This window comes from Streptomyces sp. NPDC038280, assembly GCF_055600045.1.
The window spans coordinates 791,456-813,425 of sequence record NZ_JBVJYZ010000001.1 but is presented as its reverse complement, the minus strand read 5'-3'; the positions used below and the strand labels follow the sequence as shown (position 1 = coordinate 813,425).

Genomic DNA, 21,970 nt, shown 5'->3' with positions numbered 1-21,970 from the left:
ACCACGTAAGGAGGACCCGATGGCATGGCATGGGGAACCACTGGTCGGCTTCGACCTGGAGACGACCGGTACGGATCCGCTGGAGGCGCGGATCGTGACGGCCTCGGTGATCGGCGTGCGGGAGGGTCTGCCCGTGCGGCAGCGCGACTGGCTCGCCGACCCGGGGATACGCATCCCGGCCCAGGCATCGGCCATCCACGGCATCAGCAACGAGCGGGCGGCGGCGGAGGGCCGGCCGGTGCGCGAGGTGGCCGACGAGATCGCCGAGACCCTGACCGGTTACTGGTCGCAGGGCGTCCCGGTCGTGGCGTACAACGCGGCCTTCGATCTGACGCTGCTCTCCGCCGAACTGCACCGGCACGGACTGCCGTCACTCGACGCGCGCCTGGGCGGCGCCGGGATCGGACCGGTCATCGACCCGTACACCATCGACCGCGCCGTCGACCGCTACCGCCGCGGGAAGCGGACCCTCGAGGCGGTCTGCGTCGAGTACGGAGTAGTGCTGGAGGGGGCCCATGACGCGGCTGCGGACGCGCTGGCCGCGGTCCGGGTGGCGCGCGCCATAGCCGAGCGGCACGCGGAGGTCGCGGAGCTGTCGCCCGCGGAGCTGCATGACCGCCAGATCCGCTGGTACCGGCAGTGGGCCGAGGACTTCCAGCGCTTCCTTCGCCAGAAGGGCACCGCGGACGCGGTCATCGACCCGTCCTGGCCCCTGCGGGAGTTGACCCCGGCCGTGCGGTGACACGGTCCCCCGCAGGTGGCGGCGACGTGTCAGAACGGGTACCAGCGGACCTCGGGGTCGCCGTCGCGCAGTGAGGCCACCCGGCGGCGGAATTCGGACAGCGCCTCGGGGTTGGACGGCGCGTGCTGGGCCACCCACGCACAGCTCGCGGTCTCCCGGGCGCCGCGCAGTACGGCGCAGCCGTCCCATTCCCGGACGTCCCAGCCGTACGCGGCGGTGAACGCCTCGTAGGCCGCCGGGTCGAGGCCGTAGCGGTCCCGGGCGAGGGCGAGGACCACCAGGTCGTGTTCACGCAGATCCACGGAGAAGGTCTCCAGGTCCACCAGGACCGGGCCGTCGGGGCCGACATGGACATTGCGCGGCAGCGCGTCGCCGTGGATCGGTCCCGGCGTCAGACGCGGGACGAGCGCGGCCGCCGTGGGGCCGAAGGCGTCCCGGCGCTCGCGCAGATACTCCGCGTCGGCCGGGTCGATCGCGTCCCCCGCGAGTCGCAGCCACCGCTCCACGCCGGCGAGCAGCTCGCGCCGGGGGAGGGCGAACGACGGCGCGGGCAGGGCGTGGACCCGGCGCAGCAGCGGGGCGAGATCCCTGGGTTCGGTCGGACGGACGGCGTCGGGCAGGCGGTGCCAGAGGGTGACCGGATGGCCGTCCACCAGCCGGGGCCGGTGCTCCGCGGCCCGTACGGCGGGGACGTCCGCGTCCGCGAGCCAGGCGGCGATGGCCAGCTCCCGCTCGGCGCGCTCCAGCAACTCGGCGTCGCGGCCCACCTTCACCACCAGGCCGCCGGTGGCGAAGACGGCGTTCTCGCCCAGGGCCAGCAGGGCAGCGTCGTGGGGCAGCTGCGCGGCGGCCAGGATCTCCCGGGCCCGGGCCTCGTCCATCCGATCTCCCAACTGGTCGTGCGAATCCGCCAAAGTCTCGCATCCCTGCAGGTGGCCTTGACGAACCGACGACCCGTCAGGACCATGACGGAGGCCGGTTCAACTTCACAAAGGGCACATAAGGGGTCAATCTGTGAAAGTGGCGACCGCAACGACGCGGTCCGGCGAAGCCGCCGGCAAACGACCGGACCACAGCGCCTGGTTCCTGGTGCTGCCCGCGCTGATCCCGATCCTGATCCTCAGCGTCGGCCCGCTGCTCTACGGCATCGCCCTCGCCCTCACCGACGCCCAGTCCGGCCGTACCCAGCCCACCCAGTGGATCGGCGCCCTCAATTTCCAGGACCTGCTGCACGACACGCTCTTCTGGGACTCCTTCCGGATCGGCCTGCTCTGGGCGGTCGGGGTCACCGTCCCGCAGTTCCTGCTCGCCCTCGGCCTCGCCCTGCTGCTCAACCAGAACCTTCGTTTCCGCTGGCTGGCCAGGGCGCTGGCGATCATCCCCTGGGCGATGCCCGAGGTCGTCGTCGGCATCATGTGGCGCCTCGTCTACAACCCCGACGCGGGCATCCTCAACGAAACGATCCGCGACCTCGGCCTCGGTGACGGCCGCGACTGGCTCACCGGCCTGGCCACCGCGCTGCCCGCCGTGATCGTCGTCGGTGTCTGGGCCGGAATGCCGCAGACCACCGTCGCTCTTCTGGCGGGTCTCCAGAACACGCCCCATGAACTCCACGAGGCGGCCGCCCTGGACGGCGCGGGCGCCTGGCGCCGGTTCCGCGCGGTCACCTGGCCGGCTCTCAGGCCCGTCGCCCTCGCGGTCACCGCGCTCAACCTCATCTGGAATTTCAACGCGTTCGCGCTGGTCTACGTTCTGACCAACGGCGGCCCGGGCGGACGCACCCGGCTGCCGATGCTCTTCGCCTATGAAGAGGCCTTCCGCTACGGCCAGTTCGGCTACGCCGCCGCGATGGGCTGTGTGATGGTCGCCGTCATCTCCGTACTCCTCGCCCTCCATCTGGTGGGCCGGCTGAAGGGAGGCGAGGACCGGTGAGCGCTCTTCGCACCAGAGGGCCCGCGCGGGCGGGGCAGTATCTGGCGCTGCTCGGCTATCTGGTCTTCCTCGCCTTCCCGTTCCTCTGGCTGGTTTCCACCGCCTTCAAGCCGGCGCGAGAGCTCGGCTCGCTCCACCCGACCTGGATCCCCACGGACCCGACGCTCGCCAACTTCCGGCAGGCCTTCGACGAGCAACCACTGCTCCAGGCTGCCGCCAACAGCCTGATCGCGGCCCTCGGCGCCGCGCTGATCGCCGTCGTCATCGCGACACCCATGGCCTATGCGATGGCCCGCCACCGCGGCAGGCTCACCGCCGCCGCCACCGGCTGGGTCGTGGTCAGCCAGGCGTTCCCCTTCGTCCTGGTGATCATTCCGCTCTTCCTGATCCTGAAGAACCTGCATCTGATCAACAGCGTTCTCGGCCTGGTCATGGTGTACGTCGTCTGGTCGCTGCCGTTCGCGCTCTGGATGCTCGTCGGCTATGTACGTGCCGTACCGGCCGAGTTGGAGGAGGCCGCGGCCGTCGACGGCGCGGGCAGACTCCGGACGCTCGTCTCCGTCACCGCGCCGCTGCTGGCCCCCGGCATCGTCGCGACGGCGCTCTTCGCCTTCATCACCGCATGGAACGAGTTCTTCTTCGCGCTCGTCCTGCTCAAGACCCCGGAGAAGCAGACCTTGCCGGTCGTCCTCACTCACTTCCTCGGCGCGGAGGGCGTGGCCGACCTCGGCCCCCTCGCGGCGGCCGCCTTCCTCGCGACGCTCCCCTCCCTCGTCGTCTTCGCGATCATCCAGAAGCGGATCACGGGCGGCATGCTCACCGGGGCGGTGAAGAGCTGATGCGCGCACGCGCCCTGGCGGCCGTGATCGCCGCACTGGCCCTGATGGTCACCGGATGCGCCGGCGACGACGCGCGCACCGACGGCAGGATCACCCTTCGCTTCCAGTCACTGGCCTGGCAGAAGGAATCGGTCGAGGCCAACAAGGAGCTGGTGAAGGAGTGGAACGACGCCCACCCCGACATCCGGGTCGATTACGTCCAGGGCAGCTGGGACAGCGTTCATGACCAGCTGCTGACCTCCTTCGAGGGTGGCGAGGCGCCCGACATCATCCACGACGCCTCCGACGACCTCGCCGACTTCGCGTACGGCGGCTACCTCGCCGACCTGCGCGACCTGCTCCCGGCGCGACTGAAGGCGGACATCCCGGCCCAGAGCTGGCGGACCACGACCTTCGGCGAGGGCGTGTACGGCGTGCCGTTCCTCCAGGAGCCGCGCGTCATCATGGCCAACAAGAAGATCCTCACCGCCTCCGGCGTCCGCGTTCCCACCCCCGACAAGCCCTGGAGCTGGGAGGAGTTCCGCGGGGTCACCAAGCAGCTGACGGCCACGATGGGGAAGGGGAAGTACGCCGTCGCCTGGCCGCTGAAGGAGCCCGTGTCGGTGAGCCTGAACCTCGGGCTCTCGGCCGGCGGCCACCTCTTCCACCAGGGGGAGGACGGCAAGGTGACCATCCGGTTCACCGAGGCCGACGCGACCGTTCCCGGCACGATCCACGCCCAGGTCGCCACCGACCGCAGCGCGTCCCCCTCCACCCTCGGCAGTGGCGGCTCGGACACCCTGCCCGGCTTCTTCGGCGGCAAGTACGCGATGGTCCCGCTCGGCTTCTCATACCGGCAGCAGATCACCCAGCAGGCGCCCGAGGGGTTCGAGTGGATGGTGCTGCCCGCGCCCGCCGGGCAGGACGGGCTCGCCCAGGGCGTCAGCCCGCAGACGCTGTCGATCGCCGAGGACAGCCCGTACAAGAAGGAGGCCGCGCGGTTCGTCGACTTCCTCCTCCAGCCGCGCAACATGGTGCGCCTCGCGCAGGGCGACTGGATGCTGCCGACTGGAGCCGCCGCGCTGGGGGACCCCGCTCTGCACACGCCGAAGGACGGCTGGGAGGCCGGTGCGGCGCTCGCCAGGAGCCTGCGCTCCGCGCCCGCGCAGGCGGTGCGCGGCTACCCGGAGTGGAAGGACAAGGTGGCGACGCCGGCGTTCCAGGAGTACTACAGCGGGGCGATCGGTCTCGGAGAGCTGAGGAAACGGCTGGTCGAGGACGGCAATCTGGTGCTGGCGCGCTACCAGCGCGGATGAGCGCGCCGACCCAAATTAACTAGACGGTCCGTCTCGTCTTGTTTATGGTGGAGCGCATGACCACTCATGCCCCCGCCCATGTCGTCATGTTCTCCATCGCCGCCCACGGGCACGTGAATCCGAGCCTCGAAGTCGTCCGGGAGCTCGTCGCCCGGGGGCATCGCGTGAGTTACGCGATCCCCGCGTCCTTCGCCGAGAAGGTCGCCGCCACCGGCGCCGAGCCGGTGATCTACACCTCCACCCTCCCCACGGACGACGACCCCGAGGCGTGGGGGACCGAGCTGATCGACAACATCGAGCCGTTTCTGAACGACGCCGTACACGTGCTGCCCCAGCTCGCCGAGGCATTCGCGGGGGACGAGCCCGACCTCGTCATCCATGACATCACCGCCTATCCGGCGCCCGTGCTCGCCCACCGGTGGGGAGTGCCCGCCGTCTCCCTCTGGCCCAACCTCGTTCCCTGGGAGGGGTATGAGGAGGAGGTCGCCGAGCCGATGTTCGCCGAACTCAAGGCGTCGGACCGCGGCAGGGCGTACTACGCGCGATTCGAGGCGTGGCTCGCCGAGAACGGCGTCGACACCCACCCCGACCGCCTCATCGCACGCCCCCGGCGGGCCGTCGTCCTCATCCCCAGGGCGCTCCAGCCGCACGCCGACCGGGTGGACGAGTCCGTATACACCTTCGTCGGCGCCTGTCAGGGCGAGCGTGCCGACCAGGGCGAGTGGAAACGGCCGGCCGGCGCCGAGAAGGTGCTTCTGGTGTCGCTGGGATCGGCCTTCACCAAGCAGCCGGACTTCTACCGCGCGTGTGTCGAGGCCTTCGGCGACCTGCCTGGATGGCACATGGTGCTCCAAGTCGGGAAGTTCGTCGACCCCGCCGGCCTTGGAGAGCTCCCGGCGAACGTGGAAGTGCGCGACTGGGTGCCGCAGTTGGCCATCCTCAAGCAGGCCGACGCCTTCATCACCCACGCGGGCGCGGGCGGGAGCCAGGAGGGGCTGGCCACCGGCACGCCGATGGTCGCGGTCCCGCAGGCCGTCGACCAGTTCGGCAACGCGGACATGCTCCAGTCGCTCGGCGTGGCCCGGCACATCCCGATGGAGGAGGCCACCGCGCGGACCCTGCGCGAGGCGGTGCTCGCTCTGGTGGACGACCCGGAGGTCGCGCGCAGGATGGCGGAGATCCGCACCGGGATGGCGCGGGAGGGCGGCACTGGGCGGGCCGCCGACCTGATCGAGGCCGAGCTGAGGCATGTCGGGAAAGGCTGAGCCGTAAGGGGTGTTGGGGGGTGTTGGCGGGAGAAATCCGGCTTGGGGCACCCCGGCCGGATTTCATATTACGAAACCTTGTTGAGTAAGTCACAGCTGTATGAAGGTCTTGATCTGCGCGCGTCAATGGGCAAGGGTTTTGAAGCGGCCCCCGGAGGTTCTGCTTCCGGCGGCCGAACCCCCCACACACAACTGAATGACGAGGAGTCACCTCTTCATGGCAACTCACAAGCGCGCCCGCGGTATGAAGCTCACCGCGGCGATATCCGCCGTGGCCGCCGCAGCGGGACTCACCCTGCTCGGCACGTCGTACGCCGGAGCGGCCCCCGCGCCCGCCGAGGGCACGGTCTACGGCGCCGACGCCGCGACCGCCATCGAGGGCAGCTACATCGTGCTGCTCGATCAGAAGGCCGCCCCCAAGGCCGACAAGGGCGAACTGGCCAAGGAGTACGGCGGCACCCTGCGCCGCAGCTACAGCTCCGCCGTCAACGGCTTCTCCGCGACCGGTCTTTCGGAGACCGAGGCCAAGCGCCTCGCCGCCGACCCGGCCGTCGCCAAGGTCGTGCAGAACAAGAAGTTCTCGATCAACGCCACCCAGGACAACCCCCCGTCCTGGGGCCTCGACCGCATCGACCAGGCGGACACGGCGGGCGACAGCAAGTACACCTACCCCGACGGGGCCGGCGAGGGCGTCACCGCCTATGTGATCGACACCGGAGTGCGCGTCAGCCACAAGGACTTCGGCGGCCGCGCGTCGTCCGGATTCGACGCGGTGGACAACGACAACGATGCCAGCGACGGCAACGGCCACGGCACCCATGTCGCCGGGACCATCGCGGGCACCGCGCACGGTGTCGCCAAGAAGGCGAAGATCGTCGCGGTCCGAGTCCTCGACGACAACGGCTCGGGCACCACCGAGCAGGTCGTCGCCGGCATCGACTGGGTCACCAAGAACCACCAGGGCCCGTCCGTCGCCAACATGAGCCTCGGCGGCGGCGCCGACCCCGCTCTGGACGAGGCCGTCAAGAAGGCGATCGCCTCCGGTGTCACCTTCGGCGTCGCCGCGGGCAACGAGTCCTCCGACGCAGGCCAGGGCTCGCCCTCCCGCGTCGCCGAGGCCATCACCGTCGCCTCCTCCACCAAGGACGACGAGCAGTCCAGCTTCTCCAACTTCGGCTCCGTCGTGGACATCTACGCCCCGGGCTCGGACATCACCTCGGCGTGGAAGGACAGCGACGAGGCCACCAAGACCATCTCCGGCACGTCCATGGCGACCCCGCACGTCGTCGGTGCCGCCGCGGTCTACCTGGCGGGCCACAAGGACGCCACCCCGGAGCAGGTCGCCAAGGCGCTGACCGACGGCGCCACCGCCGGAAAGATCACCAACCCCACCGGCGGGACGGCCAACAAGCTCCTGAAGGTCGTCGAGTAATTCCGCCCGACACCCCATGACCGGCGGTCGCCGTGCCCTCCCCCACGGGGCACGGCGACCGTCTTATGGTGTGACCATGACGACCACGTACGCCGCCCTGCTGCGCGGAATCAATGTCGGAGGGTCCCGCAAGGTCCCGATGGCGGACCTCCGTTCCCTGCTGGAATCGCTCGGCCACACCGGCGTACGCACCTATCTGCAGAGCGGCAACGCCATCTTCACCACCGCGTCCGGCGACGACGACAGGGCCCTCGGCGCCATGCTCGAGGACGCGGTCGAGAAGCACTTCGGCTTCCGCGTCGACTGCCTGGTCCGCGACGCGTCCTATCTGCGGGCCGTCGCCGACGCCTGCCCCTTCCCGGCTGCCGAACTGGAGGGGAAACAGCTGCACGTGACGTACTACTCCGAGCCCGTCGGCCCCGAACGCTTCGCCTCCCTCGACCAGACCGCCTTCCTCCCCGAGGAGTTCCGGCTCGGCGACCGGGCGATGTACCTCTACGCCCCCGAAGGCCTCGGCCGCTCCCAACTCGCCGTGGCCGTCTCCCGCCCCTCACTCCTCAAGGGCGTCGTCGCCACCACGCGGAACTGGAACACCGTCGTCAAGCTCGTGGAGATGACCGGCGGCTGACCGTCGTCGGAACGCCCGAAGCGCCCGGAACACCCGGGGCGAGCGCGTCGAGCCGGGCGCACTCCGCCGCGTCCAGCCGGATCGCGGCCGCGTCCACGTTCTCGTCGAGGTGCGCGGGCGAACCGGTACCCGGGGTCGGCAGCAGGACGGGGGAGTGGTGCAGCAGCCACGCCAGCGCGATCTGGCCCCTGGTCGCACCGTGGTGCGCCGCGATCCCGTCCAGGGCCGACGCCTCCTCGCCCGTCAGCGCGCCGTTGGCCAGCGGGAACCAGGGCAGAAACGCCAGCCCGTGGGCCTCGCACACCTCCAGTACCCCGGCCGACGTACGGTCCAGGAGGTTGAACCGGTTCTGCACCGAGGCGATCTCGGTCAGATCCAGCGCCCGCGTCAGCTGGTCGGCGGTGAGCGTGTCCAGACCGATGTGCCGGATCTTTCCCTCCTGCCTCAACGCGTCCAGCGCGCCCAGCTGTTCGTCCATCGGAACCCCGGGATCCAGCCGGTGCAGCTGATACAGGTCGATGGTCTCCGTACGCAGCCGGCGCAGGCTCGCCTCGCACATCGACCGGAGCTGCTCGGGCCTCCCCGCGATGTGCCAGGCGTGGTCGCTGGTCCGTACGACCCCGCCCTTGGTGGCGATCACCAGATCGGCGGGGTAGGGGTGCAGCGCCTCGGCGATGAGCTCCTCGGCCAGATGGGGGCCGTAGTTGTCCGCGGTGTCGAGAAGGGTGACGCCGCGCTCCACGGCCCGCCGCAGGACGGCGATCGCGTCGGCGCGCCCACCGCGCGGTCCCCAGTAGCCGCGACCGGTCAACTGGGCGGTCCCGAAGCCCAGTCGGCGTACGGGAAGGTCACCACCGAGGAGATACGTGTTCATGGTCGGACCGTATATCAATGCATGGGCCACCGAAGGGGCGGTGGCCCAGCTGACGAACTCGTGATTGGCCCGCTGGGACATGCCACAGGCTGACTACTCTCGCCCCATGACCACTGATACGGACACGACCGTCGTCGACTTCTGGTTCGACCCCGCCTGCCCCTTCGCGTGGATCACCTCCCGCTGGATCCTCGAGGTCGAGCGGCAGCGTGACATCGAACTGCGTTTCCATGTGATGAGCCTGTACTTCCACAACGTCGGCAATGAACTGCCCGACTGGTACCGCGAACTCGTCGACAACTCGATCGGCCCGGTGCGTGTCGCCGCCGCCGCGGCCGAGCAGCACGGCGACGGCATACTCCGCGATCTCTACACCGCCTACGGCACCCGCATCCACGAGCGGAAGAACAAGGACTTCGACGCCGTCGTGGCCGAGTCCCTGGCCGAGCTCGGCCTCCCGGCCGAGCTGGCGAAGGCCGCGCACGACACCTCGTACGACGAGGTCGTGCGCCGCAGCCACGACGCGGGCAAGGACCCGGCGGCCGAGGGGTACGTCGGCACGCCCACGGTCCATGTCGACGGCACGGTCTGGTTCGGCCCGGTCCTGCGGGCGATCCCGCGTGGCGAGGAGGCGGTCCGCCTCTTCGACAGCTTCCGGGTCCTGGCCGGCCACCCGGACCTCTTCGAACTGAAGCGGACCCGCACCGGCGGCCTCGACTTCAGCTGACCGCCGGCCCGGCGCCCGGTGCCCGTCGGCCCGGCGTCCGGCCGCGTCGCGTTTCTTCAATACGCCGCCCCGCCCCCGGACCGAGACTCGGGGGCATGAACATCATCCACACCCACCTCACCGTCTGTGCCGCCGAGGCCGTCCGGGTGGCCCGGGGCGTCGGCGCCGACCGGCTGGCGGAACCGTCCGTCTGCGACGGCTGGACCGTCCGGGAGCTCGTCAACCACCTGGTCCTGTACTCCTCCCACGGCCTGGAACACCGGGCCCTGCGCAAGCAGCTCCCCGACGAGCTCACGGGACGGGACTTCACCGAGGACGCCGACTGGGCGGAGCGTTACGCCGAGCAGCTCGACCGTGCCCTGGCCGCTTGGGACACCCCGGGCGTGTGGCAGGGGGAGGTGGACCTCGGCTTCACCGCGATGCCGGCCACCCGGATCGCCTCGCTGCTGGTCAAGGAACTGGCCCTGCACGGCTGGGACCTCGCCCGCTCGACCGGCCAGGACTTCAAGGTCCCCGACGCGACGGGGGCGTTCGTGCTCTCGGTCGTCGAGGAGCACGCGGAGACCTACCGGCAGTACGACGGCTTCGCCGATCCGGTGGAGCCGGCACCCGACGCGACCGCCTTCGAACGGGCTCTCGCGGCCGCCGGCCGCGACCCGTGGAGCCGGCCGCACACGGTCTGAACCGGACGGGCTAGACGGCGACCGCGACCCGCGTCTCGACTCTGGCCTCGTCGTACCGGTCCAGCAGCAGCCGGGCCAGCTCGGGCGCGGCGCCGAGCACATCGGCCAGCACATCCGCGTCCTCGGCACCCGCCACGATGCGGTCCGGCAGGCGCCCGGGGGCGATCACGTACGGGGCGACCGCCACCCGCCGGACACCCTCGTCGCGCAGCGCGCGGACGGCGTCCTCGGTGCGGGGGTGGCCCGCGGCGGAAACAGCGGAGGCGAACGCAGGCCGCACGGCGCACCAACCGGTGTGCCGCAGCTCCCGCGCGATTTCAGCGATCACTGCGATCGCCTCCGGGTCCGTGGAGCCCGCCGAGGCCAGGACGACCCCGGTCGAGCTCTTGTCACCGGGCGTGAGCCCGGCCTCGTACAGCCGCCGCTCCACCGCCGCCAGCAGCAGCGGGGACGGCCCTCGGTGTCCGTTCAGCACCTCCGCCTGGCGGATGCGCAGCGACGGCGGGGCCTGCCGCAGTACGGCGGGGATGTCGGCCTTCGCGTGGAAGGCCCGGGTCAGCAGCAGCGGCAGCGCCACGACGTCCCGTACGCCCTCCGCCGCGAGGCCCTCGAGGACGCCCGTCACCGAGGGGAGGTTGAAGTCCAGGAACGCCGTCTCCACGCGCAGCCCCGGCCGCAGCGACCGCGCCCGGCGCACCAGCGCGTGGACGGTCGCGGCGTGCCGCGGGTCGCGGCTGCCGTGGGCGATGACGAGAAGGACCGGGCGGGTCATGGCGTGGTCAGCTCCCGCTCAGCTCTTCACCAGCAGGCCGCGGCCGCGCAGGACCGCGCGCTCCAGCGGGCTGAAGATCAGCAGGTCGATGGCGATGCCGACGACCAGGATCAGGATGATGGCGAGGAAGATCCCCGGCATGTCGATGTTGTTGCGGCCGTTCTCCAGCAACTGACCGAGTCCCAGACCGAGTTCGGGGGACGAGGCGATGATCTCGGCGGCCATCAGCGAACGCCAGGAGAACGCCCAGCCCTGCTTCAGACCGGCCAGGTAGCCCGGCAGAGCGGCCGGCATCACGATGTGCCAGGCGCCCCGCAGCCCGGTCGCGCCGAGCGTACGGCCCGCCCGCAGGAACAGCGGGGGAACCTGGTCGACGCCGGCCACCAGGCCGTTGGCGATCGACGGCACGGCGCCCAGCAGGATCACCGTGTACATCATCGAGTCGTTCAGGCCCAGCCAGAGGACCGCGGGCGCCACCCAGGCGACCGACGGCAGGGCCTGCAGTCCGGAGAGGATCGGGCCGATCGCCGCCCGGACGAACTTCACCCGGGCGACCAGCAGCCCGAGCGGCGTACCGATGGCGAGCGCCATCAGAAAACCGAGCAGGGCGCGGGAGACGCTGGTCCACAGCACGCCGAGGAGCGTGCCCTCCAGCCACATCGTGGACAGGCTGTCCCACACCGCGGAGGGGGAGGGCAGCTTGTAGTCGTCGGTGACCTTCCCCCACACCAGCAGCTGCCACACCACCAGGACGAGCGCGACGGCCAGCAGCGGCGGCAGGACCTTCTTGAGCAGGACCTCGCGCACCGGGGTGTGGCGCACCTGCACGGCGTCGAGCGCGTCGAGGCCCGCTTCGAGACCGGCGAGGTCGTCGGGCTTGTTGACCTTCGTCTCAGTGCTGGCCATGACGGCGGATCTCCCCACGCAGTTCTTCAGTGATCTCGACGGAGAGCTCCGCCACGGCGGTGTCCTCGATACGGCGCGGCTGGGGAATGTCGATCGTCCACTCCCGGGCGATCCGTCCCGGCCGGGACGACAGCAGCACCACGCGCTCGGCCAGCCGCACGGCCTCGCGCACGTTGTGGGTGACGAACAGCACCGACAGCTTGGTCTCGCGCCAGATCCGGGTCAGCTCGTCGTGCAGGACGTCACGGGTGATGGCGTCCAGCGCCGCGAACGGCTCGTCCATCAGCAGCAGATCGCTGTCCTGGGCGAGCGCCCGGGCGAGCGCCACACGCTGGCGCATACCGCCGGACAGCTCGTGCACGCGCTTGCCGTACGAGCCGCGCAGCCGAACGAGATCGAGCAGCCGCTCGGCCTCGTCGCGCCGCTCGCTCTTCGCCACGCCACGCAGCCGCAGTGCCAGCTCGATGTTCTTGCCCGCGGTCAGCCACGGGAAGAGCGCGTGCTCCTGGAACATCAGGGCGGGCCGGCCACCGGGGGTCTCGATGGACCCCGCGGACGGCCGGTCGAGTCCCGCGACCAGGTTGAGCAGCGTGGACTTGCCACACCCGGAAGCTCCCAGGAGGGTGACGAACTCACCCGGCGCGACATCGAGCGAGATGTCGTCGAGGACGAGCTGCTGCCCGCCGGGCACGGCGAAGGACTTCGAGACATGCTCGATGCGCGCGGCATGGGACACCGCGACACGGTCCTCGGCCTTGGCGAACGTCGTGGCCATGGTCGTCACCTCCTGGGAACGGGCTGGCTGGCTGGTTGGCGGATTACTTGACGCCGAGTCCGGCGTCGGAGACCACGGGCGCGCCCTCGGCCTTGAGGACCTTGTTGAGCGGCTCCAGGTCGTAGATGCCGGCCAGATCCGGCTTCTTCAGCAGGCCCGCCTTCACCGCGTGGTCCGCCTGCGCCTGAAGCGTCGCGGCCAGCGGGTCGTTGGTGAACTGGATCGACGGCCACGCCGGGTCGATCACCTGGGGACCGAGCTCCTTGCCGCTGAGCGCCTTCAGCCGGGCGTTCGCGGACGCCTTCGCCTTCTCGGGGTTGGCGTTGATCCAGGCGTTGGTCTTCACCGAGCCGCGCAGCACGGCCTCCACCACGTCCGGGTGCTCCTCGAGGAACTTCTGCGAGACGATGATGTTCGTGATCACGAACTTCTTGTCGGGCCACAGCGTCGACTCGTCGAGCAGGACCTTCGCGCCCTCGCTCACCAGCTTGGAGGCGGTCGGTTCGGGAACCCAGGCGCCGTCGATGGAACCCGACTTGTAGGCGTCCGGGGCGATCTTGTTGTCCGTACGGACCACGGAGACGTCGCCCTTGCCGCTCTGGGCGTCGACCTTCCAGCCCTTCTCGGAGAGCCAGTTGAGGAACGCCACGTCCTGCGTGTTGCCCAGCTGCGGGGTGGCGATCTTCTTGCCCTTGAGGTCGTCCAGGGTCTTGATCCTGGCCGGGTTGACGACCAGCTTCACACCGCCGGACGCGGAGCCGCCGACGATGCGCAGGTTCGTGCCCTTGGACTTCACATAGCCGTTGATCGAGGGCGAGGGGCCGATGAAGCCGATGTCGATCGAGTCGGCGTTGAGCGCCTCGATCTCGGACGGGCCGGCGTTGAAGGTCGACACCTTCAGGGCGGTGCCGCCCAGTTCCTTCTGGAAGATGCCCTCTTGGTCACCGACCAGGGCGGTCGCGTGGGTGAGATTCGGGAAGTATCCGAGCCTGACCGTGTCGGCCGAGAGCTTCTTGCCCTCGGCGGCCACCTTCTTCTCGTCGTTCTTCGCCTGGGAGCCGTAGCCGCAGGAGGCGAGCGCGCCGATCAGCAGAGGCAGGGCAGCCGCGGCGGCGAGGGAGCGGCGCAGGGTGGTACGGGTGGCAGGCACGGGAGTGGTTCCCCTTCTTTCAGGGTCTTCGAAGTCTTCGTCTGTGTCGCGAGTGGAGCCGGTGGTGCGAGATGCGGCCGCTGACGCGGTGCGCGGGCGTCAGCGAACACATCGCGCGACACCTCCGGTGCCCGAGCCGAGGGCGCCGCTGCCGACCCGGCCCCCCTCCTTCGCGAACGTCGCGTAGGCATCGACATTCATCAGAAGTCCCAGCCCTCGTCATCGGCGTGGTGTGCGGCCTTGGCCGCGCCGTCGGCCGTGGCGAAGGCGTCGCCGGCCATACCCGCCGCCAGCGTGGTGCCGTCGGCCGGGTCGATCAGCAGGAAGGAGCCGGTGCGGCGCGAGTCGGCGTACGAGTCGAGTGCCAGCGGCTCGGCGGTACGGACCTTCACCCGGCCGATGTCGTTGGCGACCAGCTGCCCGGGCGCCGGGTGCTGAGAGAGGTCGTCCAGCGTCAGCCGGGACGGGATCTCCTTGACGATCGCCTTGACCGTGCGGGTGGTGTGCTTGAGCAGCACCCGCTGGCCGACCGTGAGCGGCTGGTCCGCCACATGGCAGACCGTCGCCTCGACGTCCTGCGTGGTCGCCGGGGCGTCACCGCTCGGCGCGATCAGGTCGCCGCGCGAGATGTCGATGTCGTCGGCCAGCCGGATGGTGACCGACTGCGGGGCCCACGCGATGTCGACGCTCTCTCCCAGCGCGTCGATCGCCGTGATGGTGCTGGTCCGCCCGGAGGGCAGCACCGACACCTGCTCGCCGACCCGGAACGCGCCGGCCGCGATCTGGCCCGCGTAGCCCCGGTAGTCCGGGTGCTCCGCGGTCTGCGGGCGGATCACGTACTGCACCGGGAAACGCGCGTGGCAGCTCGTCAGGTCATGGCTGACCGGGACGGTCTCCAGGTGCTCCAGCACCGTCGGGCCGCCGTACCAGTCCATGTTGGCGGACGGCTCCACGACGTTGTCGCCGGCCAGCGCCGAGATCGGGATCGCGGTGATCTCCGGGACGCCCAGCGAGGCGGCGTAGGTCGTGAACTCCTCGGCGATCGCCGCGAAGACGGGCTCCGCGTACTCCACGAGGTCCATCTTGTTGACGGCCAGCACCACGTGCGGGACGCGCAGCAGCGCGGCCACGGCGGCGTGCCGGCGGGTCTGCTCGACGACGCCGTTGCGGGCGTCGACCAGGACCACGGCCAGCTCGGCGGTGGAGGCGCCGGTGACCATGTTGCGGGTGTACTGCACATGGCCCGGCGTGTCGGCCAGGATGAACCGGCGTCGCGGCGTCGCGAAGTAGCGGTAGGCGACATCGATGGTGATGCCCTGCTCCCGCTCGGCGCGCAGACCGTCGGTCAGCAGAGCCAGGTCGGGGGCTTCCTGACCGCGCTTGAGCGAGGCGGCCTCCACGGCCTCCAGCTGGTCGGTGAGGACCGACTTGGAGTCGTGCAGCAGCCGGCCCACCAGGGTCGACTTGCCGTCGTCGACGGACCCGGCGGTGGCGAAGCGCAGCAGGGTGGTCGCCGACACGTCGGCGAACTGCTCGGTCGTACTCGTCATGGCTAGAAGTACCCTTCGCGCTTGCGGTCTTCCATCGCGGCCTCGGACATCTTGTCGTCGGCGCGGGTCGCGCCCCGCTCGGTGAGCCGGGAGGCGGCGATCTCGGCTATCACGGCGTCGAGCGTGGTGGCGTCGGAGTCCACCGCGCCCGTGCAGGACATGTCACCGACGGTGCGGTAGCGGATGAGCCGCTTCTCCACCGTCTCGGTGTCCTTCGGGCCGCCCCACTCGCCGGCCGTCAGCCACATGCCGTTGCGGGCGAAGACCTCACGCTCGTGGGCGAAGTAGATGCCGGGCAGCTCGATCTCCTCGCGGGCGATGTACTGCCAGACGTCCAGCTCGGTCCAGTTCGACAGCGGGAAGACCCGCACGTGCTCGCCGGGAGCGTGGCGGCCGTTGTAGAGCTGCCACAGCTCGGGGCGCTGGCGGCGCGGGTCCCACTGCGAGAACTCGTCACGCAGCGAGAACACCCGCTCCTTGGCGCGGGCCTTCTCCTCGTCACGCCGTCCGCCGCCGAACACCGCGTCGAAGCGGTGCTGCTGGATCGCCTCGGTGAGCGGGACGGTCTGCAGCGGATTACGGGTGCCGTCGGGGCGCTCGCGCAGCTTGCCGGCGTCGATGTACTCCTGCACGGAGGCGACGTGCAGCCGCAGCCCGTACTTCTCGACGGCGCGGTCGCGGTACTCGAGCACCTCGGGGAAGTTGTGCCCCGTGTCGACGTGCAGCAGCGTGAACGGCACCGGCGCCGGCGCGAACGCCTTCAGCGCCAGGTGCAGCATGACGATGGAGTCCTTGCCGCCGGAGAAGAGGATCACCGGCCGCTCGAACTCGCCCGCGACCTCGCGGAAGATGTGCACCGCCTCGGACTCCAGGGAGTCCAGGTGCGACAGCGCGAACGGGCTGTCCGTCTCATCGTGGACATGAGCGACGGTCGTCATGCGAGACCCCTCTCGGTGAGCAGTGCGCGCAGCTGGGCTGCCGACTCCTGCACGGTCTGGTTCTGGGACTCGATCCGCAGATCGGGGTTGCGGGGCTCCTCGTACGGGTCGTCGACCCCCGTGAGCCCGCTGATCTCGCCCGCGGCCTGCTTCGCGTACAGCCCCTTCACATCGCGCACGGAGCACACCTCCACCGGAGTGGCGACGTGCACCTCGACGTAGGGGGTGCCCTCGGACTGGTGGCGCTTGCGGACCGCCTCGCGGCTGTCCTCGTACGGCGCGATGACCGGTACCAGGACCTTCACACCGTTCGACGCGAGCAGCTCGGAGACGAACCCGATCCGCTGCACGTTGGTGTGCCGGGCCTCGCGGTCGAAGCCGAGGCCCGCCGACAGGAACTCGCGGATCTCGTCGCCGTCGAGGATCTCGACCCGGTGGCCCTCGTCGCGCAGCCGGCCCGCGAGCTCGTACGCGATGGTGGTCTTACCGGCGCTCGGCAGACCGGTGAGCCAGATGGTGGCCCCAGTCACGTGGTTCTCCTGAGAGGTCTGGGAGGGCTGAGAATTCTGGGAGGTCTGAGTGGTCTGAGTGGTCGTCATCAGCCGTGCAGCCCGCATTCGGTCTTGGCCCGGCCGGCCCAGCGGCCGGCGCGGGCGTCCTCGCCCTCCAGCACCCGGCGGGTGCACGGCGCGCAGCCTACGGAGGCGTAGCCGTCCATCAGCAGCGGGTTGGTGAGCACGCCGTGCTCCGCCACGTACGCGTCCACGTCGTCCTGCGTCCAGCGGGCGATCGGCGAGACCTTGACCTTCCGCCGCTTCTCGTCCCAGCCGACGACCGGGGTGTTCGCCCGGGTCGGGGACTCGTCACGGCGCAGGCCGGTCGCCCACGCGCTGTACGCGGTCAGGCCCTCTTCCAGCGGCTTGACCTTGCGCAGCGCGCAGCACAGGTCGGGGTCGCGGTCGTGCAGCTTCGGCCCGTACTCCGCGTCCTGCTCGGCCACGGTCTGACGCGGGGTCAGCGTGATGACGTTGACGTCCATCACCGCGTCCACCGCGTCGCGGGTGCCGATCGTCTCGGGGAAATGGTAGCCGGTGTCCAGGAACACGACGTCCACGCCGGGGAAGGCGCGGGAGGCGAGGTGGGCGACGACCGCGTCCTCCATGGAGGAGGTGACGCAGAAGCGCCTGCCGAAGGTGTCGGCCGCCCACTGGAGGATCTCCAGCGGCGTGGCGTCCTCGAGGTCGCGCCCGGCCTGCTCGGCGAGTGCCTTCAGATCGGTGTCCTGAGTGACCGTCATATCTCTTCCCCTCCATTGGTGTCGCGCTGGGGTCCGGGGGCCAGGAGCCCCAGGAACTTCAGCTGGAAGGCTCGATTGCATGCCGCGCATTCCCACGCGCCGTGGCCCTGCTCGTTCGGACGCAGGTCCTCGTCGCCGCAGTACGGGCAGAAGAACGGTGCGGCACGCTCGCTCACGACAGGGCCTCCTCGGAGGCGCGCGCCGCCCACGTGGCGAAGCGCTCGCCGTCCTCGCGCTGCTCCTGGAAGCGCGTGAGGACCCGCTCGACGTAGTCGGGCAGCTCGGTGGCGGTGACCTTCAGGCCGCGGACCTTGCGCCCGAAGCCCGCCTCCAGACCGAGTGCGCCGCCCAGGTGGACCTGGTAACCCTCGACCCGGTTGCCGTCGTCGTCCAGGACCAGCTGTCCCTTGAGACCGATGTCCGCCACCTGGATACGGGCGCAGGCGTTGGGGCAGCCGTTGATGTTGATGGTGATCGGCTCGTCGAAGTCCGGGATGCGACGCTCGAGCTCGTCGATCAGGGAGGCCCCGCGGGCCTTCGTCTCGACGATGGCGAGCTTGCAGAACTCGATGCCGGTGCAGGCCATCGTGCCGCGCCGGAACGGGGACGGGGTGACCCGCAGGTCCAGCGCCTCCAGGGCGCCGACCAGCGACTCGACCTTGTCCTCCGCCACGTCGAGGACGATCATCTTCTGCTCGGCGGTGGTCCGCAGACGGCCCGAGCCGTGCTCGGCGGCGATGTCGGCGATCTTGGTCAGGGTGGCTCCGTCGACCCGGCCGACGCGCGGCGCGAACCCGACGTAGAAGTTGCCGTCCTGCTGCCGGTGGACACCGACGTGGTCGCGCCACTGCCCGGAGGGCTGCTCGGGCGCGGGGCCGTCGGTCAGCTTGCGCTGGAGGTACTCGTCCTCCAGGACCTGGCGGAACTTCTCCGGGCCCCAGTCGGCGACGAGGAACTTCAGACGGGCGCGGGTGCGCAGCCGCCGGTAGCCGTAGTCACGGAAGATCGAGATGACGCCTTCGTAGACGTCCGGGACCTCGTCGAGCGAGACCCAGGCGCCCAGGCGCACACCCAGCTTGGGGTTGGTGGAGAGACCGCCGCCGACCCAGACGTCGAAGCCGGGGCCGTGCTCCGGGTGGTTGACGCCGACGAAGGCGATGTCGTTGATCTCGTGCGCCACGTCGAGCAGCGGCGAGCCGGAGACGGCCGACTTGAACTTGCGGGGCAGGTTGGAGAAGTCCTTGTTGCCCACGATCCGGCGCTGGATCTCGTCGATGGCGGGGGTGCCGTCGATGATCTCGTTCTCGGCGATGCCGGCGACCGGCGAGCCGAGGATGACACGCGGGGTGTCACCGCACGCCTCGGTGGTGGACAGGCCGACGGCCTCCAGCCGGTTCCAGATCTCGGGAACGTCCTCGATCCGGATCCAGTGGTACTGCACGTTCTGCCGGTCCGTGATGTCGGCGGTGCCGCGCGCGAACTCCTGCGAGATCTCGCCGATGACGCGCAGCTGCTCGGTGGTCAGCCGGCCGCCGTCGATGCGGACGCGGAGCATGAAGTACTCGTCGTCCAGCTCCTCCGGCTCCAGAACGCCGGTCTTGGTGCCGTCCAGCCCCTGCTTGCGCTGGGTGTAGAGGCCCCACCAGCGCATCCGTCCGCGGAGGTCATTGGGGTCGATCGAGTCGAATCCACGCTTGGAGTAGATCGTCTCAATACGTGTCCGCACGTTGAGACCGTCGTCGTCCTTCTTGAACTGCTCATTGCCGTTGAGCGGGGTGAAGTGCCCCACGGCCCACTGACCCTCACCACGGTGACGGCTCACCTTGCGGCGGGGCGTGGCGGGAGCGGGCTTTTCCGGGGTGGCGGCCATGGCGTCTTGTCCTTCGGGACTGCAGGAGGGCGGCTCTGACCTGCACACTCGCGCTCAGAGCAAGGGGATGGCGCGGCAGTGCGCAGAGGGGTCGGGCAACGGGGAAAGTCGGCGGTGCTGGTTCTCTCAGCTCGCCGGACAGATGGCGCTGGACATGCGGCCGAGGTCGACGTGCCGCCGACTCACCAAGGCAATTCCAGTTCCAGACATGACGGAAGCGTGTCACGGGCCTTTGGACCCAGTCCAGCTTCATCCACAATGTGGACATCACCGTCTCGAATCGCGAGACGGTGTGCCGTGGGTCACTCCTGGCGGACCGTGCGGTCGGCCGCGTGGGCGGGTTCAGCCGAGGGCGCCGGGCCAGGGGCCGGGGGCCTCGACCTCCTCCGTCTCCTCGACCTTGGTGTCGAAGAGCCGGAAGCCCCGCCGTAGATAGTTGTCCATCGCGTGCGGTCCGTCCAGTGAGCAGGTGTGCAGCCACACACGCTTCGTCGGGGCCCGCCCCGGCCACCGGTCGGCCAGGTCCCAGGCGCGCTGGACTCCGTACGAGAGGAGGTGCCCGCCGATCCGCCGTCCGCGGAACGCGGGGATCAGCCCGAAGTAGACGATCTCGACGACCCCGTCGTCCTGCGGGTCCAGCTCCACGTACCCCGCCGGCGTTCCCCGGTCGTACGCCACCCAGATCTCGGCCGCGGGCCGCTCGACGATCTCCTGCCACTCGGCATGGGTGAGGGAGAGCCGGTCGGTCCAGCGGATGTCACCGCCGACAGCGGTATAGAGGAAGCGACTGAACTCCGCCGAGGGCACCTCGGCCCGGACGATCCTCACATCCCCCTCCGGCGCGGCGGCCGGCCGGAGGTCGGACGCTGAGGTCTGTTCGAGGGACCAGGTGGTCAGTGCGATGCTCATACATCTCAGCGAATCATGAGGCCGGACGTTTTCCTAAGCGGGCCCCCGGGCCCCGCTTCAGAGGGCCTCCGTGCGGGAGGCGAGAACCGCCGGCGCCGTCGAGTGGGGGAGCAGGTCGTCCCGGACGGCCGGGGTCACCAGCTTCACCTCGACCTCCTCACTGAAGCGGTACGGGCGGTGTGCCAGGACACCCGCGAGATGGCGTCTCACGCGTGACATCTCGGCGCGCACGGTCACCGTACGTGTCCGGTCCCCGAAGACGTCCTCCGCCAGGTCCGCCGCGCTGCGCCCCTCGGGGTGCGTCGCCAGTACGTAGAGCAGTTCGGCATGGCGGGGGCTCAGCTCCTGCGTCCAGCTCCCCGCCGCTCCGGTCACCTCGACCGACCAGCGGCGGGGGCGGCTGAGATCCAGGACGACACGGCTCGTCACGCCGGCCGCCGGCCGTGCCTCCTCCACGCGCAGCAGCCAGCCGCCGGGCAGCGGCTCCACCGCGCAGTTGCCGAGCGAGGGAAGCCACACCCGCCCCGGGCGGAACGACTTGCCCAGCGGCACCCGGTCCATCGGCGGCATCCCGGTCACCGCCGCCGTCCACCCATGGGTGTCGACCGCGATCGCCCGCCCGCCCACCCGGCAGAGAATCGGCGCGGCCACCGAGCGCAGCCGCTCGATGGAGCGCAGGTGCCGGTCCCGCAGCTCCGCCTCGGCCAGCTGGGCCACCGAAGCGACCAGGGCCAGCGTCGCCGGGTGGAAGGAGGACGCCGGCCCGCTCACATCGACGATGCCGAGGAGCCGCTGGTCACGCGGGTCGTGGACGGGGGCCGCCGCGCACGTCCAGTTGTGCAGGGTGTGCACGAAGTGCTCGGCCGAGTGGACCTGCACCGCCCGGCGCGCGGCCAGCGCCGTACCGACCGCGTTCGTGCCCGTGGCTCCCTCCGTCCAGGCCGCGCCCTCCTCCAGACAGATGCCGTCGGCCTGCCGGATCACACCGTGGTTGCCCTGCCGCCACAGCACCCGGCCCTGGTCGTCGGTGACGACCATGATCTGCATGGACGCGTCGGCGATCCCGGCGAGACCCGAGCTGAGCGTCCGCATCAGCTCGCCGAGGGCGGTCGTCCGCCGCCGGTGCTCCAGCTCGTCCCGCTCCAACAGCACGCTGCGGGTGGACTGGTCGGGATCCAGACCGATCCGGAACATCCGCCGCCACGACGCGTCGATCACCGGCCGGGGAGCGATCGGCGGACGCCGCCCGGCCAGGGTCTCCTCCCGCACCCGGTGCAGCAGCCGCGTGGCCTGGGCGGCGTCCATGGAGGCCAGACGGGTCATGTCGAGCGCGGTGTTCTTCATCGGGTCCCCTCAGCCACAGGCTGTGCTGGATCGGTTCTGCGC

General features: G+C 70.4%; 23 protein-coding genes and 1 pseudogene. 9 read left to right on the top strand and 15 right to left on the bottom strand.

The features are described 5' to 3' along the window. Window positions 1–19 precede the first annotated feature (19 nt). Window positions 20–742 (top strand): exonuclease domain-containing protein, encoded by a 723-nt coding sequence (locus tag ACZ7J0_RS03730; protein ID WP_470883631.1) that lies wholly within the window; start codon window positions 20–22, stop codon window positions 740–742. A 29-nt stretch (window positions 743–771) separates the two neighbouring features. Here ACZ7J0_RS03730 and ACZ7J0_RS03725 read toward each other — a convergent pair whose 3' ends face one another. Further along, window positions 772–1,623, bottom strand: a complete 852-nt coding sequence (locus tag ACZ7J0_RS03725; protein WP_470883629.1) for a phosphotransferase enzyme family protein — start codon at window positions 1,621–1,623, stop codon at window positions 772–774. A 133-nt stretch (window positions 1,624–1,756) separates the two neighbouring features. Between ACZ7J0_RS03725 and ACZ7J0_RS03720 the strand changes: the two genes are divergently transcribed. From ACZ7J0_RS03720 to ACZ7J0_RS03695, 6 genes and pseudogenes are all read left to right on the top strand, one after another. Further along, a complete protein-coding gene (locus ACZ7J0_RS03720; protein WP_470883627.1) occupies window positions 1,757–2,674 on the top strand; it encodes a carbohydrate ABC transporter permease in 918 nt (305 codons plus the stop codon). Beyond that, on the top strand, window positions 2,671–3,513 hold the full coding sequence (locus ACZ7J0_RS03715) for a carbohydrate ABC transporter permease (protein WP_470883626.1): 843 nt from the start codon (window positions 2,671–2,673) through the stop codon (window positions 3,511–3,513). Before ACZ7J0_RS03720 ends, ACZ7J0_RS03715 begins: the two co-directional genes overlap by 4 nt. After that, the gene (locus ACZ7J0_RS03710) at window positions 3,513–4,808 is read left to right on the top strand and encodes an ABC transporter substrate-binding protein (RefSeq protein WP_470883624.1); all 1,296 of its coding nucleotides are present in this window, start codon (window positions 3,513–3,515) and stop codon (window positions 4,806–4,808) included. The genes ACZ7J0_RS03715 and ACZ7J0_RS03710 overlap by 1 nt, the downstream gene beginning before the upstream one ends. A gap of 31 nt (window positions 4,809–4,839) precedes the next feature. Continuing rightward, window positions 4,840–6,073: pseudogene (gene mgt, locus ACZ7J0_RS03705) on the top strand (macrolide-inactivating glycosyltransferase); the annotation flags it as partial. Window positions 6,074–6,290: 217 nt separating this feature from the next. Further along, window positions 6,291–7,505 (top strand): S8 family peptidase, encoded by a 1,215-nt coding sequence (locus ACZ7J0_RS03700; RefSeq protein ID WP_470883622.1) that lies wholly within the window; start codon window positions 6,291–6,293, stop codon window positions 7,503–7,505. 76 nt (window positions 7,506–7,581) lie between these two features. After that, window positions 7,582–8,133: a DUF1697 domain-containing protein gene (locus ACZ7J0_RS03695; protein ID WP_470883620.1), complete on the top strand. Its 552-nt coding sequence runs from the start codon at window positions 7,582–7,584 to the stop codon at window positions 8,131–8,133. Here the strand turns inward: ACZ7J0_RS03695 and ACZ7J0_RS03690 are convergent. Beyond that, window positions 8,105–9,007, bottom strand: coding sequence for an aldo/keto reductase (locus ACZ7J0_RS03690; RefSeq protein WP_470883618.1), 903 nt, complete (start codon window positions 9,005–9,007; stop codon window positions 8,105–8,107). The two genes, ACZ7J0_RS03695 and ACZ7J0_RS03690, sit on opposite strands and share 29 nt — an antisense overlap. 106 nt (window positions 9,008–9,113) lie before the next feature. On the opposite strand from ACZ7J0_RS03690, the gene ACZ7J0_RS03685 reads away from it, so the two are divergent. Together ACZ7J0_RS03685 and ACZ7J0_RS03680 are read left to right on the top strand one after the other, a co-directional pair. After that, window positions 9,114–9,734, top strand: coding sequence for a mycothiol-dependent nitroreductase Rv2466c family protein (locus tag ACZ7J0_RS03685; protein ID WP_470883616.1), 621 nt, complete (start codon window positions 9,114–9,116; stop codon window positions 9,732–9,734). A 95-nt stretch (window positions 9,735–9,829) separates the two neighbouring features. Beyond that, window positions 9,830–10,417, top strand: a complete 588-nt coding sequence (locus tag ACZ7J0_RS03680) for a TIGR03086 family metal-binding protein (RefSeq protein WP_470883614.1) — start codon at window positions 9,830–9,832, stop codon at window positions 10,415–10,417. Between the two features lie 10 nt (window positions 10,418–10,427). On the opposite strand, the gene ACZ7J0_RS03675 is transcribed toward ACZ7J0_RS03680, so the two are convergent. The 13 genes from ACZ7J0_RS03675 to ACZ7J0_RS03615 all read right to left on the bottom strand — a co-directional run bounded on the left by ACZ7J0_RS03675 (window position 10,428) and on the right by ACZ7J0_RS03615 (window position 21,928). Then, the gene (locus ACZ7J0_RS03675; RefSeq protein WP_470883612.1) at window positions 10,428–11,189 is read right to left on the bottom strand and encodes a sirohydrochlorin chelatase; all 762 of its coding nucleotides are present in this window, start codon (window positions 11,187–11,189) and stop codon (window positions 10,428–10,430) included. Between the two features lie 18 nt (window positions 11,190–11,207). Continuing rightward, complete coding sequence (locus ACZ7J0_RS03670) at window positions 11,208–12,095, bottom strand: ABC transporter permease (RefSeq protein ID WP_470883610.1); 888 nt, start codon at window positions 12,093–12,095, stop codon at window positions 11,208–11,210. After that, window positions 12,082–12,870 (bottom strand): ABC transporter ATP-binding protein, encoded by a 789-nt coding sequence (locus tag ACZ7J0_RS03665; protein WP_468704171.1) that lies wholly within the window; start codon window positions 12,868–12,870, stop codon window positions 12,082–12,084. Before ACZ7J0_RS03665 ends, ACZ7J0_RS03670 begins: the two co-directional genes overlap by 14 nt. A gap of 43 nt (window positions 12,871–12,913) precedes the next feature. After that, entirely contained in the window at window positions 12,914–14,020 is a 1,107-nt protein-coding gene (locus ACZ7J0_RS03660; RefSeq protein ID WP_470883608.1) for an aliphatic sulfonate ABC transporter substrate-binding protein, read from the bottom strand. Window positions 14,021–14,220: 200 nt separating this feature from the next. Continuing rightward, window positions 14,221–15,570 (bottom strand): sulfate adenylyltransferase subunit 1, encoded by a 1,350-nt coding sequence (locus ACZ7J0_RS03655; protein ID WP_470883607.1) that lies wholly within the window; start codon window positions 15,568–15,570, stop codon window positions 14,221–14,223. A gap of 2 nt (window positions 15,571–15,572) precedes the next feature. Then, window positions 15,573–16,508, bottom strand: coding sequence for a sulfate adenylyltransferase subunit CysD (gene cysD, locus ACZ7J0_RS03650; protein ID WP_470883605.1), 936 nt, complete (start codon window positions 16,506–16,508; stop codon window positions 15,573–15,575). Beyond that, the gene (gene cysC, locus ACZ7J0_RS03645) at window positions 16,505–17,107 is read right to left on the bottom strand and encodes an adenylyl-sulfate kinase (RefSeq protein ID WP_470883603.1); all 603 of its coding nucleotides are present in this window, start codon (window positions 17,105–17,107) and stop codon (window positions 16,505–16,507) included. The genes cysD and cysC overlap by 4 nt, the downstream gene beginning before the upstream one ends. Continuing rightward, window positions 17,107–17,805 carry a phosphoadenylyl-sulfate reductase gene (locus tag ACZ7J0_RS03640; RefSeq protein WP_470883601.1) on the bottom strand — a complete coding sequence of 233 codons (699 nt, stop codon included), beginning with the start codon at window positions 17,803–17,805 and terminating at the stop codon, window positions 17,107–17,109. The genes cysC and ACZ7J0_RS03640 overlap by 1 nt, the downstream gene beginning before the upstream one ends. Then, window positions 17,802–17,981 carry a hypothetical protein gene (locus tag ACZ7J0_RS03635; RefSeq protein WP_470883599.1) on the bottom strand — a complete coding sequence of 60 codons (180 nt, stop codon included), beginning with the start codon at window positions 17,979–17,981 and terminating at the stop codon, window positions 17,802–17,804. Before ACZ7J0_RS03635 ends, ACZ7J0_RS03640 begins: the two co-directional genes overlap by 4 nt. Beyond that, on the bottom strand, window positions 17,978–19,675 hold the full coding sequence (locus ACZ7J0_RS03630; RefSeq protein WP_470883598.1) for a nitrite/sulfite reductase: 1,698 nt from the start codon (window positions 19,673–19,675) through the stop codon (window positions 17,978–17,980). The genes ACZ7J0_RS03635 and ACZ7J0_RS03630 overlap by 4 nt, the downstream gene beginning before the upstream one ends. 126 nt (window positions 19,676–19,801) lie before the next feature. Further along, window positions 19,802–19,885, bottom strand: coding sequence for a putative leader peptide (locus ACZ7J0_RS03625; protein ID WP_309486338.1), 84 nt, complete (start codon window positions 19,883–19,885; stop codon window positions 19,802–19,804). A 132-nt stretch (window positions 19,886–20,017) separates the two neighbouring features. Then, window positions 20,018–20,584 carry a GNAT family N-acetyltransferase gene (locus ACZ7J0_RS03620; RefSeq protein ID WP_470883596.1) on the bottom strand — a complete coding sequence of 189 codons (567 nt, stop codon included), beginning with the start codon at window positions 20,582–20,584 and terminating at the stop codon, window positions 20,018–20,020. A 57-nt stretch (window positions 20,585–20,641) separates the two neighbouring features. After that, window positions 20,642–21,928 carry a helix-turn-helix domain-containing protein gene (locus tag ACZ7J0_RS03615; RefSeq protein WP_470883594.1) on the bottom strand — a complete coding sequence of 429 codons (1,287 nt, stop codon included), beginning with the start codon at window positions 21,926–21,928 and terminating at the stop codon, window positions 20,642–20,644. Window positions 21,929–21,970 lie beyond the last annotated feature (42 nt).